At 69.0% G+C, this 15,263-nt stretch carries 16 protein-coding genes; 7 read left to right on the forward strand and 9 right to left on the reverse strand.

Features of this window, described 5'->3' with window-relative positions:
• Nucleotides 1-26: 26 nt before the first annotated feature.
• The gene (locus JOD67_RS05050) at nucleotides 27-977 is read left to right on the forward strand and encodes a D-alanine--D-alanine ligase family protein (RefSeq protein WP_205115718.1); all 951 of its coding nucleotides are present in this window, start codon (nucleotides 27-29) and stop codon (nucleotides 975-977) included.
• Between the two features lie 133 nt (nucleotides 978-1,110).
• Here the strand turns inward: JOD67_RS05050 and JOD67_RS05055 are convergent, their stop codons facing one another.
• The 8 genes from JOD67_RS05055 to rpmH all read right to left on the reverse strand — a co-directional run bounded on the left by JOD67_RS05055 (nucleotide 1,111) and on the right by rpmH (nucleotide 6,765).
• The gene (locus JOD67_RS05055) at nucleotides 1,111-2,040 is read right to left on the reverse strand and encodes a ParB/RepB/Spo0J family partition protein (protein WP_205115719.1); all 930 of its coding nucleotides are present in this window, start codon (nucleotides 2,038-2,040) and stop codon (nucleotides 1,111-1,113) included.
• 17 nt (nucleotides 2,041-2,057) lie between these two features.
• Nucleotides 2,058-3,017 carry a ParA family protein gene (locus JOD67_RS05060; protein WP_307782280.1) on the reverse strand — a complete coding sequence of 320 codons (960 nt, stop codon included), beginning with the start codon at nucleotides 3,015-3,017 and terminating at the stop codon, nucleotides 2,058-2,060.
• Between the two features lie 424 nt (nucleotides 3,018-3,441).
• Entirely contained in the window at nucleotides 3,442-4,077 is a 636-nt protein-coding gene (gene rsmG, locus JOD67_RS05065) for a 16S rRNA (guanine(527)-N(7))-methyltransferase RsmG (RefSeq protein ID WP_205115721.1), read from the reverse strand.
• 167 nt (nucleotides 4,078-4,244) lie between these two features.
• The gene (locus tag JOD67_RS05070) at nucleotides 4,245-4,862 is read right to left on the reverse strand and encodes a Jag family protein (protein WP_205115723.1); all 618 of its coding nucleotides are present in this window, start codon (nucleotides 4,860-4,862) and stop codon (nucleotides 4,245-4,247) included.
• Between the two features lie 81 nt (nucleotides 4,863-4,943).
• Nucleotides 4,944-5,918: a membrane protein insertase YidC gene (gene yidC, locus JOD67_RS05075; RefSeq protein ID WP_205115726.1), complete on the reverse strand. Its 975-nt coding sequence runs from the start codon at nucleotides 5,916-5,918 to the stop codon at nucleotides 4,944-4,946.
• A gap of 6 nt (nucleotides 5,919-5,924) precedes the next feature.
• Nucleotides 5,925-6,212, reverse strand: a complete 288-nt coding sequence (gene yidD, locus JOD67_RS05080; protein ID WP_443734242.1) for a membrane protein insertion efficiency factor YidD — start codon at nucleotides 6,210-6,212, stop codon at nucleotides 5,925-5,927.
• Nucleotides 6,200-6,574 (reverse strand): ribonuclease P protein component, encoded by a 375-nt coding sequence (rnpA, locus tag JOD67_RS05085; RefSeq protein WP_239554473.1) that lies wholly within the window; start codon nucleotides 6,572-6,574, stop codon nucleotides 6,200-6,202. The genes yidD and rnpA overlap by 13 nt, the downstream gene beginning before the upstream one ends.
• 56 nt (nucleotides 6,575-6,630) lie before the next feature.
• Nucleotides 6,631-6,765: a 50S ribosomal protein L34 gene (rpmH, locus tag JOD67_RS05090; protein WP_205115734.1), complete on the reverse strand. Its 135-nt coding sequence runs from the start codon at nucleotides 6,763-6,765 to the stop codon at nucleotides 6,631-6,633.
• A 606-nt stretch (nucleotides 6,766-7,371) separates the two neighbouring features.
• Here rpmH and dnaA point away from each other — a divergent pair.
• Nucleotides 7,372-8,907 (forward strand): chromosomal replication initiator protein DnaA, encoded by a 1,536-nt coding sequence (gene dnaA, locus JOD67_RS05095; protein ID WP_372442319.1) that lies wholly within the window; start codon nucleotides 7,372-7,374, stop codon nucleotides 8,905-8,907.
• Nucleotides 8,908-9,467: 560 nt separating this feature from the next.
• Nucleotides 9,468-10,616 carry a DNA polymerase III subunit beta gene (gene dnaN, locus JOD67_RS05100; RefSeq protein WP_205115746.1) on the forward strand — a complete coding sequence of 383 codons (1,149 nt, stop codon included), beginning with the start codon at nucleotides 9,468-9,470 and terminating at the stop codon, nucleotides 10,614-10,616.
• Here dnaN and JOD67_RS05105 read toward each other — a convergent pair.
• Nucleotides 10,583-11,578 carry an SMP-30/gluconolactonase/LRE family protein gene (locus JOD67_RS05105; RefSeq protein ID WP_205115748.1) on the reverse strand — a complete coding sequence of 332 codons (996 nt, stop codon included), beginning with the start codon at nucleotides 11,576-11,578 and terminating at the stop codon, nucleotides 10,583-10,585. The genes dnaN and JOD67_RS05105 overlap by 34 nt on opposite strands.
• A gap of 102 nt (nucleotides 11,579-11,680) precedes the next feature.
• On the opposite strand from JOD67_RS05105, the gene JOD67_RS05110 reads away from it, so the two are divergent.
• From JOD67_RS05110 to JOD67_RS05125, 4 genes are read left to right on the forward strand one after another with little or no spacing between them, the layout of a single operon-like run.
• Nucleotides 11,681-12,517: a helix-turn-helix transcriptional regulator gene (locus JOD67_RS05110; protein ID WP_307782281.1), complete on the forward strand. Its 837-nt coding sequence runs from the start codon at nucleotides 11,681-11,683 to the stop codon at nucleotides 12,515-12,517.
• Between the two features lie 33 nt (nucleotides 12,518-12,550).
• Nucleotides 12,551-13,471: a phosphogluconate dehydrogenase (NAD(+)-dependent, decarboxylating) gene (gene gnd / locus JOD67_RS05115; RefSeq protein WP_307782282.1), complete on the forward strand. Its 921-nt coding sequence runs from the start codon at nucleotides 12,551-12,553 to the stop codon at nucleotides 13,469-13,471.
• Between the two features lie 4 nt (nucleotides 13,472-13,475).
• A complete protein-coding gene (gene recF, locus JOD67_RS05120; RefSeq protein WP_205115752.1) occupies nucleotides 13,476-14,600 on the forward strand; it encodes a DNA replication/repair protein RecF in 1,125 nt (374 codons plus the stop codon).
• On the forward strand, nucleotides 14,593-15,162 hold the full coding sequence (locus JOD67_RS05125) for a DciA family protein (protein WP_307782283.1): 570 nt from the start codon (nucleotides 14,593-14,595) through the stop codon (nucleotides 15,160-15,162). The genes recF and JOD67_RS05125 overlap by 8 nt, the downstream gene beginning before the upstream one ends.
• Nucleotides 15,163-15,263 lie beyond the last annotated feature (101 nt).

Here is a 15,263-nt window from a genome sequence, read left to right on the forward strand (position 1 = left end):
CTAGCGAGTCAGTGAAAGGGAAGTCCATGAGTGACCTCGGTCGTGTCCTCGTTCTCGCCGGCGGCCTCTCGCACGAGCGGGAGGTGTCGCTGCGGTCCGGGCGACGGGTGAGCGACGCGCTGCGTTCGGTCGGCCTCGAGGTCGACGAGCGCGACGTCGACGCGGCGCTGATCCCGTCGCTGCGGAACGATCCCCCGTCCGCGGTGTTCCCGTTGCTGCACGGGTCGATCGGTGAGGACGGCGCCGTACGCGAGGTGCTCGATCTGCTGGGGGTGCCGTACGTCGGTTCTGGTCCGGCGGCGTGCCGGGTCGCGTTCGACAAGCCGGTCGCGAAGACGACGGTGTTGGCGGCGGGCATCCGTACGCCGGACTCGGTGGCGCTCCCCCACGAGACGTTCCGCGAGCTCGGCGCCCAGGCCGTGTTGGAGCGGATCCTCGACCGGCTCGGGTTGCCGTTGGTCGTGAAGCCGACCCGCGGTGGGTCTGCTCTCGGGTGCACGGTGGTGCGCGAGCCGGAGGAGCTACCGGCCGCGATGGTGGGCTGCTTCGCGTACGGCGAGGTCGCTCTGCTCGAACGGTTCGTCGCCGGCACCGAGGTGACGGTCACGGTGGTCGACACCGGGGACGGGCCGCGCGCACTCCCGGCGGTGGAGATCGTGCCGGACGGCGGCGTGTACGACTACGCGGCTCGCTACAACGCGGGTGCGACGGAGTTCGTCACGCCGGCCCGGTTGGACGACGCGGTGGCGACCCAGTGTGCGGAGATCGCGCTCGCCGCGCACCGCGCCCTCGGGCTGCGCGACCTGTCCCGCTCCGACCTGATCGTGGACGCGAACGGTGCGGTCTGGTTCCTCGAGGTGAACGTCGCGCCCGGCATGACCGAGACCTCGCTGGTGCCCCTCGCGGTGGAGTCGGCCGGCCTCGACCTCGGCGTCATCTGCCGCGACCTGCTCCAGTTGGCGGCCAACCGCACCTGACGTTTCACGTGAAACATTGGGCACTCGGTGGCCGTTGTTTCACGTGAAACCAGCACGTTCGCACCAGCAATGTTTCACGTGAAACAACGAAGGGCCCGTCCAACCGGACGGGCCCTTCGTTCTTGATTGAGTACTAGGAAGCGATCGACCGAGAGGTCTTCGGATCCATCAGCGTCACGATGCGCTCGAGGTCGTCGAGCGATGCGAACTCGACGGTGATCTTGCCCTTGGACTTGCCGAGGTCGACCTTCACCCGCGTCTCGAACCGGTCGGCCAGCCGGCCCTCCAGGTCGGCGAGCTTCGGCGCCACCGGCTTCGGTCCCTTGGGTGGCTTCGCCTTCCGCTGCGGTCCGCCGCCCATGCCGAGCGTCACGATCTCCTCGACCGTCCGCACCGACAGGCCCTCGGCGACGATCCGGTGTGCCAGCCGCTCCTGCTCGTCCGGGTCGGTCAACCCGAGCAACGCGCGGGCATGTCCCGCCGACAGCACGCCGGCGGCGACGCGGCGCTGCACGGTCGCCGGCAGCTTCATCAGCCGGAGCGTGTTCGTGATCTGCGGACGCGAGCGACCGATCCGCTGCGCGAGCTCGTCGTGGGTGCAGCCGAAGTCGTCGAGCAACTGCCCGTACGCGGCCGCCTCTTCGAGCGGGTTCAGCTGAGCGCGGTGCAGGTTCTCCAGCAGCGCGTCGCGGAGCATCGCGTCGTCAGTCGTCTCCCGCACGATCGCCGGGATGACCGTGAGGCCGGCCAGCTGGGAGGCACGCCAGCGGCGCTCGCCCATGACCAGCTCGTACCGTTCGTCGTCCAGCTTGCGAACGACGATCGGCTGCAGCAGCCCGACTTCCTTCAGCGAGTGGACGAGCTCGCCCATCGCGTCTTCGTCGAAGGTCTGGCGTGGCTGTCGGGCGTTCGGGGTGATCGAGTCGACGGGCACTTCGGCGAAGTACGCCCCGTCGATGGTGGCGGGCTGAGCGTCGACCCCCGCGTCGACGCTGGCGGCCTTCTCCACGGCCGGCGGGATGAGGGCGCCGAGACCACGGCCAAGCCCACGACGAACGGTCACCTGTACTCCTTCACGTTCTACTGCGACGAGCTTAGAGCGCTCGCGGAGCGCGATCGCGGCGGCTGTGTCGCCAGCTCGCGAGCCGCCTCGAGGTACGAGAGCGCACCGGACGAGGTCGGGTCCCACGTCATCACCGTCTGCCCGAAGCTCGGCGCCTCCGAGATCCGCACCGAGCGCGGGATCGCGGTCTTCAGCACCTTGTCGCCGAGGAACTCACGTGCGTTCTCCGCCACCTGCGCGGAGAGCCGGGTGCGGGCGTCGAACATCGTGAGCAGGACGGTGGTGGTGTCGAGGCCAGGGTTCAGCTGGCTCCGGACCAGGTCCACGGTCTGGATGAGCGCACCCACACCTTCCAGCGCGTAGTACTCGCACTGGATCGGCACGAGCACCTCTTCGCCGGCGACGAGCGCGTTGATCGTCAGCAGGCCGAGCGAGGGCGGGCAGTCGATCAGCACGTAGTCGAAGCGCTGACCGGCCTCCGTCGTCTCGGCGAGGTAGGTGTTGAGCACGCCCTTCAACCGCGACTCCCGAGCGACCACGCTGGCGAGCTCGAGCTCAGCACCAGCAAGGTCGATGGTCGCGGGAACGGCGAACAGCGTGGGGAAGCCCGGTACGGGGTGCACGAACTCGGCGAGCGGCTCGCCGTCCACCACGGACTCGTAGATGCTCGGAATGCCGCGGTGGTGCTCGACGCCCAGGGCAGTCGAGGCGTTGCCCTGCGGGTCGAGGTCGATCACGAGCACCCGCGCACCGCACGCGGCGAGGGCGGCGGCCAGGTTCACCGACGTGGTGGTCTTGCCCACGCCGCCCTTCTGGTTCGCGACAACGAGGACGCGGGTCCGGTCCGGCTTCGGCAGCGGCGGACCGAACGAGGGGACGCGGATCTCCGACGCGAGCTGCGAGCGGTCGAGCTCGTCGGCATCGACCGGCGGCGGCATCACGTCGGTCCCGCTGGAGTTCGTGGAGGCGGAGGTCACCTCAGGGGTCTCCTCAATGACTGGCGTTGTGGCTACCGGGGTCGGTGGCTCCGACCACGGCTTCTGCTCCCCCGGTACGCCGAGATGACGAGGCGTGGGACGTTCCTCGGTCACGCCAGCGGTCGTGGACGGATCCCTCCAGTCTGTCCCCGACTCCGACGGAGCGGCTTCGCCGACATGCACGTCGGCGGATGTTTCACGTGAAACACCGGGAGGCGGACCGTCCGGATCGGCCGGACCAGCGGTCCTCGAGCCCGGCCAACCGAGCCCGGTCTCGCGACGGTGGCGTCCGGGCGCGGGCGCGTCGGGATGAGCGGCACCACCTTGAACGGTGGGAACGGCACTCTCGGTCGACGCCATCTCCACATCTCCCACAGCCTCGGGCCAGCCCAGTCCGGGAACCACGTGTCCTCCCCTCACTGCCCTACCTCGCTTCCCCGCGGCGACCGCGGCGACGCACGGATGAGGCACCTGCTCCAGCTTGCCGCATCGCTCGTTCAGCGGCGACGAGCCGCACTACCGTTAACACTGGCGTCACCAGCTCGACGCCGTACTGACGGATCTCCCCCTCGGAGGCACCGAGCGTCGGCAACTGGCCCGTCACAGCCTCCAGCTCAGCGGCCGCTCGTTCGCCCTTGATCGCCAGGACTTCGCCCCCTGGTCGACACAGCGGAAGCGCCCAAGCCGCCAACCGGTCCAACGGCGCGACCGCCCGTGCGGTCACGGTGTCGTACCGACCCTCATGATCCTCCGCTCGGGAACGGACTACCCGAGCATTGGACAATCCAAGCTCGTCCAGGGCTTCGGCGAGGAACTCGGTCCGCCGCAGCAGCGGCTCCAACAAGGTCACTCGCAGATCGGGCCGCATCGCGGCCAGCACGATTCCGGGCAGTCCAGCACCCGAACCGAGATCGCAGACTAGCCGATCCGGGCCGATCGCCTCGGCCAACAATCCACAGTTGAGGAGATGCCGGTCCCACAGCCGATCGACCTCGCGAGGTCCGATCAGGCCGCGTTCGACGCCCGGGCCGGCAAGCAGCACAGCGAAGCGCTCCACCATCGGTAGCCGCTCGGCGAAGACCGAAGCGGCTACCGGCGGGGGCGGCGGCGGGGATGTTTCACGTGAAAATTCGCGCGGGGTCGATCGTGAGGCTGCTTTGCCGGGCCCGACCGACTCAACGGAGTCACTCGCTGAGCGATCGGGCCCCGGGCCAGTAGACACCGGGGTCAGGCCGGCTGAACGACGACCCGGCGCTCGGGCTCTTCGCCCTCCGACTCCGACGTCAGCCCCTTGGCCGCGACGGTGTCGTGGACGACCTTCCGTTCGAACGGAGACATCGGCTCGAGCTTCACGGCCTGTCCGGTCGAACGCACTTCTTCGACGATCTTCTCGGTGAGCGTGATCAGGTCGCTCCGGCGCTGGGCCCGGTGGCCGGCGATGTCGAGCATGAGTCGGCTGCGTTCCCCGGTCTCCCGGTACACGGCCAGCCGGGTCAGCTCCTGCAGCGCTTCGAGCACCTCGCCGTCGGCGCCGACCAGGTGGTCGAGCCCGCCGCCGACGACCGCGACCAGTGCGCGGTCGCTCTCCACGTCCAGGTCGATATCGCCATCCAGGTCGGCGATGTCGAGCAGTTCCTCGAGGTAGTCCGCGGCGATGTCACCCTCGTTCTCGAGACGGGCGACCGACGGCTTGGACTCGCCGTCCTCATCCTCAGCGTCGTCGTCCTCGACCTCTTCGGTCTCGCCCTCGGCGACGTCACTCTCGTCCGCGTCGACTTCGTCGACGGCCTCGACCTGCTCGACCTCGTCCTCGACCGTTTCCACGCTCGACTGGTCCTCGGTCACGAATAACTCCCCTTCAGATTGAAATGTCACGGATGCTCCGCGGTGAGCCGGCGTCACCGGCTCCCGGGTTTCCGCACCCGGTCAACGTCCTTTGCGCTTGCTCCTCGGCACGCGCTGTGGCTGAACCCGCTTCGTGGTGGGCGCCGGAACGGCCTCGGTCGCGGCGCCGTCGACGCTGCCGTTGACGGCACCGTTCGCCTCAGCCTTGGAACCACCGATGAGTCCGCCCAGCAGGCCGCCCTTGCCTGCCCGGTCCTTCTTCCGCTTCTCCCACTCGGTGTACGCCGCCGAGCCGGGGACCGGGTTGCGTCGGATCACCCAGAACTGCTGGCCCATCGTCCACAGGTTGGTGGTGAACCAGTAGATCAGCACACCGACCGGGAAGTTGATGCCACCCACGGCGAAGACGACCGGGAGCACGTAGAGCAGCAGCTTCTGCTGCTGGGCGTACTGACCGGTGAGCGCCTCCGGCGGCATGTTCTTGCGCATCAGCTGGCGCTGGGTGGTGAACGTGGTCGCGGTCATGCACAGGATCAGGACGACGGTCACGACCTGCACGTGCCAGTTGTCGGCACCGATGAACTTGTCCGAGATCTTGGCGCCGAAGATCGTGGCCTCGCGGAGCGAGTCGACCAGCTGCTGGTTCAGGCCGTCACCGCGGACGATGCCGTTCGAGGCACCGTCGAGAACGCGGAACAGCGCGATGAAGATCGGCGACTGCAGCAGGATCGGCAGACAGGAGGAGAACGGGTTGGTGCCGCTCTCCTTGTAGAGGTTCATGAGCTCTTTGCCCATGCGCTCCCGGTCGTGGCCGTACTTCTTCTGCAGCTCTTTGACCTTGGGCTGGATCGTCATCATGCTGCGGCTGGCACGGATCTGCCGCACGAACAGCGGGATCAGGACGATCCGGATCACGATCACCAGACCGACGATCGACAGCGCCCAGGTCCACCCCGAATCGGTCCCGAACAACGGCGCGATCACCGTGTGGAAGATCCGGATGATCCACGACACCACGAAGTAGAGCGGGGACAGGATCGTGTCGAACGTGTCCATCACGGGTCAAGCACCTCGGTCGGTGTGAGAAACGCCGGCCGTCACAGTATGCGGACCGTGCGAATGAGAGCGGACGGGAGGGACGGGGTCGTAGCCACCGGGAGTCCAAGGATGGCAGCGACCGAGGCGGCGAAGCGCGAGCCAGCTGCCGCGAAGCGCACCGTGTCGTTGGACCGCCTCCAGCGCGTACGCCGAACAGGAGGGGTAGTACCGGCAGACCTGCCCATAGAGCGGGCTGATGAACGTCCGGTAGCCCTTGAGCAGCAGGACGAGCACGGTCTTCACGGTTGGCACCGGGCCTTCGAGGTCACACGCGACGGATCCGAGGCGCGATCGCGCCCCCGGCCTTCCAACGTGTGGAGTACCGCGTCAAGATCCCGAGCCAGCTGATCGGTTGTCGCGGTCGCCGCGGCAGGCAACGCACGAACGACGAATCGGCTGCCAGGCTCGAGAGCCGACAGCCGATCGCGAAGCAGATGACGTAGCCGGCGGCGGACCGCGTTCCGAACCACCGCGTTGCCGACCGCCCGGTTCACGACGAACCCGACCAACGCCGAAGCGTCCTCCGACGTTCGGCCGAGGTGGCCGACGAGGGTAGGACGACCGGCCCGGCGGCCACGGCGTACCGCGGTCGCGAAGTCGTCGGACCGACGCATCCGGAAGCGAGCCGGGACCACGGCATCAAGAGACCTGAAGGAGCCTGGCCGCCGCGTCAGGCGGCGAGACGGGCGCGCCCCTTGCGCCGACGCGCGGCGAGAATGGCCCGGCCCGCGCGCGTGCGCATCCGCAGCCGGAAGCCGTGGGTCTTGTGCCGCTTGCGGTTGTTCGGCTGGAACGTGCGCTTCATGAGGAGTTCTCTCCCGATCGGTGGTGAGCAATGTCGCGTTGGCCGGATTCCTCGACGCCACCGTCGACCCGCGCCCGTCCTCTGGCACGCCGCGAGGCGGCCAGAAGTCTTGGCGTGAGCATACGGCGATCGCCGAGAGACCGGCACCGTGACCGATCCACGGTACGGGCCCGGTGACGCTTGGGTCAAACCGACCGTAGCTGACCGTGCCCACGGGCCGGAGACCGGGGCGCAAACGCGATATCTTTGCCAATCCAAAGTGTAGCTGTCGAGTAAGACACGCCGACGACACGCCGCTTTCCACGATGACCTGTGGACAACCGGTTGATACGCCCCTCGCGGGCTTGTTACCGTCCACCTTCCACTGGGCGTGGCCGAACCCCAACCCGTGCCGCCTCAGGCCCGATGTGCTTGGCCGACCGGCCGGATCGCCTCGCGGTCCGGCCGGCGCGTCTTCCCCCGGCCTTCCACAGGCGCTGTACACAGCCTGTGGAAGCATCTGTGGAAGCCGTCGCGGAGACGGACGGACCGGTTACTCAAACGCAACAAGCAACACGCGACCGAGGAGCTCGAACCCCTCTCCCCGGTCGCAGACGGGAGTCAGTCGTGGTCGCGGACGCCAATGACCTGGGGGCGACCTGGGCAAACGTCCTGGACACGCTCGACCAGGAACTGCCACAGACCCAGCGCGTCTGGCTCGACCAGAGCCGTCCCGTCACGCTGCACGGCAACACCGCGATCATCGCGGTGCGCGACGACTTCACCCGTACCCAGCTCGAGACCAAGCTCCGGCCCCGGCTGGAGGACGCGCTGTCGAACGTGCTCGGTCAGTCGATCCGGCTCGCGGTGACGGTGGACGCCTCCCTCACGCTGAACGACGAGCCCCCGGCCGCGCCGCCGGCGTCGTCGTCGAACGGGCCGATGACCGCGAACGGTGAGGCCCAGCACACCGAGCCGCCGCTCGGCGACCTGCCCCGCGCCGACCAGGTGGCCCCCGTTCTCGACCTGGACGAGTCGCACCGGTCCGGCCTCGCGCACCCAGGTCCGCCGGACGAGGCGTTCGCGCCGCTCTCCGCCGCCGAGCGCCGCCGCGAGAGCGAGCCGCCGCGGCTCAACCCCAAGTACACGTTCGACACGTTCGTGATCGGCTCGTCCAACCGGTTCGCGCACGCCGCGGCGGTCGCGGTCTCCGAGGCACCCGGCAAGGCGTACAACCCGCTGCTGATCTACGGCGAGTCCGGCCTCGGCAAGACCCACCTGCTGCACGCGATCGGCCACTACGTGCGCAACCTCTACGCGAACGCGCGGATCCGGTACGTGTCGTCGGAGGAGTTCACCAACGACTTCATCAACTCGATCCGCGACGACAAGGCGGCGACGTTCCAGCGCCGCTACCGCGACGTCGACGTGCTGCTGGTGGACGACATCCAGTTCTTGGAGAACAAGGAACGTACGCAGGAAGAGTTCTTCCACACGTTCAACGCGCTCCACAACGCGAACAAGCAGATCGTGATCTCCTCCGACCGGCCGCCGAAGCGCCTGGAGACGCTGGAGGACCGGCTCCGCAACCGGTTCGAGTGGGGCCTGATCACCGACATCCAGCCGCCCGACCTCGAGACCCGGATCGCGATCCTGCGCAAGAAGGCCGTGCAGGAACGGCTGTCCGCGCCGCCCGAGGTACTCGAGTTCATCGCGAGCAAGATCCAGACGAACATCCGCGAGCTCGAAGGTGCGCTGATCCGCGTCACCGCGTTCGCCAGTCTCAACCGGCAGGCCGTCGACCTGGCGCTCGCCGAGATCGTGCTCAAGGACCTGATCCCCACCGGCGGCGAGCCCGAGATCACCGCGGCGCAGATCATGGCGCAGACCTCGGCGTACTTCGGGCTGTCACTCGACGACCTGTGCGGGTCGAGCCGGAGCCGGGTCCTGGTGACCGCTCGGCAGATCGCGATGTACCTGTGCCGCGAGCTCACCGACCTGTCGCTGCCAAAGATCGGCCAGCAGTTCGGCGGCCGCGACCACACGACCGTCATGCACGCCGACCGGAAGATCCGGCAGCTGATGGCCGAGCGTCGCAGCGTCTACAACCAGGTGACCGAGCTGACCAACCGGATCAAGCAGCAGGCGCGTGGTGGGCAGTAGTCAACGAGCGTCGAAGCCGTCGGTTATGTCCGAATTTAACTGTTTTCTCCGCTGATGGGGCATCTCCCTCACAGCTGGGGACAACCCTGTGGATCTCTCCCGTCGAGCGTGGGAAGAACTGTGGAACCTCCGTGGACGACGAACGACTGTCCCCTGGTCGACCCGAGTTCTTGTCATTCGTTCACACCGTCGCCCACAGGCATTTCAGGCCCCAAATCCGCACTGACCTGCGACGACACGAAGTTGTCCACACCATCCACCGCAGTGAAGACGACTTCCAACCTATCTATCCGAATGACAAGCTCACGAAAGTCCACACGCCCCGACCCTGGGGACAACCTGTGGCTACCGCCCGTGCTCTGGTCGTCACACCTTCGCGTCGAACGACAAGAACTTGTCATCCGCTTCGACCCCCAGCAGTCCCTTCGCGTCCTGGCCGGTGTAGCGTCATGCCTCCGTCGAGCCGTGTGTCCACGCGGCATGCCCCTGGCCTCGATGAGGCAGCTCACTCGTGGCAACGCACGGATCGTGCGGAGAAACCCTGGAGGAGGCGATGAGCGGTGAAGTTCCGTCTCGACCGTGACGTCCTCGCCGACGCCGTGGCGTGGGTGGCGCGAAGCCTCCCCACCCGACCGTCCGTGCCTGTGCTCGCCGGGCTGCTGCTGAACGCGAAGGACGGCGAGCTCGTGCTGTCCGGGTTCGACTACGAGACCTCGGCCCGCGTCAGCCTCCCCGCCGAGATCGCGGTCGAGGGCAGCGTGCTCGTCTCCGGCCGGCTGCTCGCCGACATCAGCCGCAGCCTCCCGGCCCAGCCGGTCGACATCGAGGCCGACGGCGGCAAGGTCGTCGTCACCTGCCGCAGTGCGCGCTTCACGATCCAGACCCTTCCGGTCGACGAGTACCCCGACCTGCCCGAGATGCCGACGGCGTCCGGCACGGTCAAGGGCGACGTTCTCGCCGCCGCGGTCGCCCAGGTCGCGATCGCCGCCGGCCGCGACGACATGCTTCCTGTGCTCACCGGCGTACGGATCGAGATCGAAGGCTCCTCGGTCACGCTCGCCGCCACCGACCGCTACCGCCTCGCGGTCCGCGAGCTCAGCTGGTCGCCCGAGCGCCCGGACGTCTCCGCCACCGCGCTCGTCCCGGCCCGCGTGCTCGCCGACACCGCGAAGTCGTTCACCTCCGGTTCGGAGGTCACGATCGCGCTCGCCACCCCGGGCTCCGGCGGCGGCGAGGGCCTCGTGGGCTTCGCCGGCCAGACCGGCGGCGGCATGCGACGTACGACGACCCGCCTGCTCGACGGCGAGTTCCCCAAATACCGCACGCTGTTCCCGCCCGAGCAGCAGACGATCGCGCGCATCGAGACGGCGCCGTTCGTCGAGACGCTCAAGCGCGTCGCGCTCGTCGCCGAACGCAACACGCCGATCCGGCTCACGCTCGGCGATTCCGAAGCCCGGCTCGAGGCGGGCAGCAGCGACGAGGCGCAGGCCTCGGAGTCGTTGCAGGCGCAGATCGAGGGCGAAGGCCTGACGATCGGCTTCAACCCCCAGTACCTGCTCGACGGCCTCGGCGTGATCGACACCCCGGTCGCGCAGCTGGCGTTCACCCAGGCCAACCGCCCCGCCGTCCTGACCGGTGCGCCCGCGATCGACGCCGAGGCCAACCTCGACTACCGCTACCTGCTGATGCCGGTCCGCCTCCAGGGCTGACGCAGCACGAACGTGTCCGTCGTCTGACCGGCCTGCAGAACGTCGAGCCGGCCGGCCAGGCTGAACAAGCCGAACGGGCTGTCGGTCATCGTCGTCTGCGGCTCCGGCATCGGGTTCGTCGCGGCAACCCGAGCCGCGGACCAGCCCGGTACGGCCCGAACCCGGCGGACGGCGTCGATCCCCGAGCCGCCGAGCGTGTTCGTCACCACGTCGAGCGTTCCGTCGGTGCGCAGCAGCATCCCGTCGCCGCCGACCAGCGGCTCGTTCAGCCGGACCTCGCTCACGCGGGCGTTGCGCAGGTCGATCCGGAACAGCGTGCCGCTGTCGTACCGCACGGACAGCAGGTAGCCGCGCGGGTGCCAGACGATGCCGTTCATGCCGAAGCCCGTCGAGGCGAACCGGTCGTCCCGGACCAGCACCCTGGCATGGCCGGCGGCTGTGACCTTGTAGAGCTCGGGCGCGAAAACGTCGCTGACAAAGGCGTTTCCGGCCCGGTCGACGGTGAGGTCGTTCGCCGCGTGCCGTCCGGGCGTCGTAGCGAGGTCGACGAGTCGTTCGAGCCGACCGGTGTGGAGGTCGAACACGGCGAGCCCGGAGACGTGGCCGATGGTGTCGGGCGTGGAGCGAGCGCTCAACCCGATGTCGCCGTACGTGACCAGCACCCGGTGCCGGCGTACGTCGACGTGGAGCCCGAACGTCGACGGCATCGCGGGATGCGCGAGGAACGGGCGCACCTTCCCGTCGAGGCCGACGATCGAGACCGTGCCGTGGCGTACGGAGCTGACCAGGAACGCGTGCCGGGTCGGGTCCCAGGCCACGCCCTCCGGGTGCAGCGAGGGAGCCGAGGCGTGGATGACCCGCGGCGCGGGGGTCGCTGAGGCACCCGCCGCGGGGAAGGTGCTCACCAGCGCGCAGGCGAGCAGCAGGGTGGCGAACAGGCGAAGGATTCGTTGTCGTTTCACGAGGTCATCGTCGAAGCGCGAACGGCGGCCAACCAGCGTTCGGGCCTTCCTAGGTCTGCTGGGACCAGGCTCGCGGTGGCGGTGCGCAGCAGAATGGGAATCGTGAACCAGCACACCGAGCTCGGCGAGTTCCTCCGTTCGCGGCGAGCGCTGTTGCGACCGGACGAACTCGGGATCCGGCACGCGGGACGCCGTCGCGTGCCGGGACTCAGGCGCGAGGAGCTGGCCCAGCTCGCCGGCGTCAGCGCGGACTACTACGTACGGCTCGAGCAGGGCCGCGCGCTGAACGCGTCCGACGCCATCCTCGACGCGATCGCGCAGGCGCTGCGGCTCGACGACAACGAGCTCCGCCACCTGCACGATCTCGCCCGCCCCGTTCGCAGTCGCCGTCCGGCGGCTCGTCCGCAGCGGGTCCGCGACTCGTTCCGCCGGATGGTGAACGCGATCGACGCGCCCTCGTTCGTCCTCGGTCGGCGCTGCGACGTGCTCACCTGGAACCGCTCGATGGCCGCGCTGGTCACCGACTTCGGTGCGCTGCCGCCGAAGGAACGGAACATGGCGCGGTTGTTCTTCCTCGACGAGTCGGTCGCCAGCCTGTACCCGGACTTCAAGCGCAAGTCCCGCGACGTCGTCGGCTTCCTCCGCATGGACGCCGGCCGGCACCCCGACGATCCACAGCTGGCCGAGCTGATCGGCGAGCTGTCGATGAAGAGCGACGCGTTCCGGCAGCTGTGGGCCAGTCGTACGGTCCGGGACAAGTCGCACGGGACGTACCACCTGCGCCACCCTCTCGTCGGCGAGCTCACGGTCGACTACGAGACGCTGCGGCTGAGCGACGACCCCGACCAGCTGCTGGTGACGTACACAGCCGAGCCCGGCTCGCCGTCCGAAGCGGCCCTGCGCATCCTGACCGCTTGGGATTCCAGCGGCACACCCTAGGCTGGGGCCGTTCAGCAGTCCGCGCGCAGGAAGGTGTCGGGGATGGAGATCGGTCTTGTCGGCCTCGGCAAGATGGGTGGCAACATGCGCGAACGGCTGCGCGAGAAGGGCCACACCGTTGTCGGGTACGACCGCAACGCCGAGGTGACCGACGTCGCCAGCCTCAAGGAGCTCGTCGACCAGCTCCCCGCGCCGCGTGTCGTCTGGGTCATGGTGCCGGCCGGCGACATCACCCGCATGGTGATCGGCGAGCTCGCCGAGCTGCTGCAGGAGGACGACGTGATCGTCGACGGCGGCAACTCGCGCTGGACTGACGACCAGAACCACGCGGAATGGCTCCAGCACAAGGGCATCGGCTTCGTCGACTGCGGCGTCTCCGGTGGCGTCTGGGGCAAGGAGAACGGCTACGCGCTGATGTGCGGCGGCGACGCCGAGCACGTCGCGAAGGTGCAGCCCGCGTTCGACGCGCTCAAGCCCGAGGGCGAGTTCGGCTTCGTGCACGCCGGCAAGGTCGGCGCCGGCCACTTCGCGAAGATGGTCCACAACGGCATCGAGTACGGGATCATGCAGTCCTACGCCGAGGGCTACGAGCTGCTCGAGGCGACCGACATCGTCGACAACGTCACCGACGTGTTCCGTTCGTGGCGCGAGGGAACGGTCATCCGTTCCTGGCTGCTCGACCTCCTGGTCAACGCGCTGGAGCAGGACGGCGAGCACCTCGAGGCGATCAAGGGCTACGCCGACGACTCCGGCGAGGGCCGGTGGACGGTCGAGGCGGCGATCGACAACGCCGTACCGATGCCGGCGATCGCGGCCGCTCTGTTCGCCAGATTCGCTTCCAGGCAAGACGATTCGCCCGCGATGAAGGCGATCGCCGCGATGCGCAACCAGTTCGGCGGCCATGCCGTGCAGCCGGAGTCGAGCAAAGCGCGGCCCGACACCGAAGCCCCGTAACAGCGTGTACGTCGCGCACCTGTCGCTGGCCGACTTCCGCAACTACCCCTCCGTCGAGCTGCCGCTCGAGGCCGGGGTCACCGCGTTCGTCGGACCGAACGGCCAGGGAAAGACCAACCTGGTCGAGGCGATCGGCTACCTCGCCTCACTCGGCTCGCATCGCGTCGCGACCGACGCGCCGCTCGTCCGCCTCGGCGCGGAGCGCGCGGTCATACGCGGCGATGTCGTACGTGACAACCGGCACGCACTGATCGAGCTGGAAATCACGCCAGGTAAGGCGAATCGAGCTCGACTGAACCGTTCGCCGGTCTCGCGGCCGCGCGAGGTGCTCGGGATCCTGCGCACAGTGCTGTTCGCGCCGGAGGACCTCGCGCTGGTCAAGGGCGATCCCGACACGCGGCGGCGGTTCATCGACGACCTCATCACCCAGCGCGCGCCGCGGCTCGCCGGCGTCCGGTCGGACTACGACCGGGTACTGCGGCAGCGCAACACGTTGCTGAAGACCGCCGGTCCCGCACGCCGCGGCGGCTCGTCGAGCGAGGGTGCGCTTCGTACGCTCGACACCTGGGACTCCCACCTCGCACGGATCGGGTCGGAGCTGCTCTCGGCGCGGCTGCGGACGCTCGCCGAGCTGCGGCCGTTGGTCGCGAAGGCGTACGCGAACGTCTCGCCCGGGCAGGAGGAAGCGCGGGTCGACTACAAGTCCGCGCTGCCGATCGACGATCCGACGCCCGCGGTGTTGGCCGAGGCGATCCTCGCCGCCGTGGTCGAACGCCGCGCCGACGAGCTGCAGCGCGGCGTCTCCCTCATCGGCCCGCACCGTGACGACCTCGTACTGAACCTCGGCCCGTTCCCGGCGAAGGGGTACGCGAGCCACGGCGAGTCGTGGTCGTACGCGCTCGCGTTGAGGCTCGCCGCGTATGACCTGCTCGGCGCGGACGGCGGCGAGCCGGTGCTCGTTCTGGACGACGTGTTCGCGGAGTTGGACACCCAACGTCGGAGCCGACTGGCAACCTTGGTCTCGGGCGCCGAGCAGGTGCTCGTGACCGCGGCCGTGCCGGCCGACGTTCCCGAGCAGCTGGCCGGTGCGCGGTTCGACGTGAGCGAAGGGGAGGTGCGCGGTGTCTGACGACGAGCTCGAGCAGCCGGTGGAGAAGCCCGCCGACCCGGAGTGGAACCCGTCCGGCCTGGAGCTGGCGCGTGCCGTCGTGGCGACGTTTGGCACGCTGGGCAAGGGAAGGCCGCGCCGCAACCGACCGCGCCCGTCGACCTCGGCAGGTGGGCGACGCAGGTACGGCGACGAGCCGATCGTGTCCGGCCCCAGCCCGGACGACCGCGACCCGCAGGTACTCGACGCGACGATGGACCGCCTGGTCGCCGAGCACGGCTGGTCCACGAACGTCGCCGTCGCCGGCGCGATCGCGCGCTGGGACCACATCGTCGGGCCGGAGGTCGCGGCGCACTGCAAGGCCGAGCGGTACGCCGACGCCGAGCTCACCGTGCGCGCCGACTCGACCGCCTGGGCGACCCAGGTCCGGCTGCTCGCGCCGACGCTCGTGCAGCGGCTGAACCAGGAGCTTGGCGACGACACCGTTCGCCGGGTGATCGTGGTCGGACCCACCGGCCCGAGCTGGCGCAAGGGGCCCCGTTCCGTCCGCGACGGACGAGGCCCCCGCGACACGTATGGATGAGCCCGCACCGGTCGGCGGCCCTAGTCGTCGCCATCTCGGCGGATGGCACCGGCGACGCCCACGTATCCGGCCCGGCTTGGGCTCTGGGATGGGGCGTCGCC

Source organism: Tenggerimyces flavus (assembly GCF_016907715.1).
GTDB classification, from domain to species: Bacteria; Actinomycetota; Actinomycetes; order Propionibacteriales; family Actinopolymorphaceae; genus Tenggerimyces; species Tenggerimyces flavus.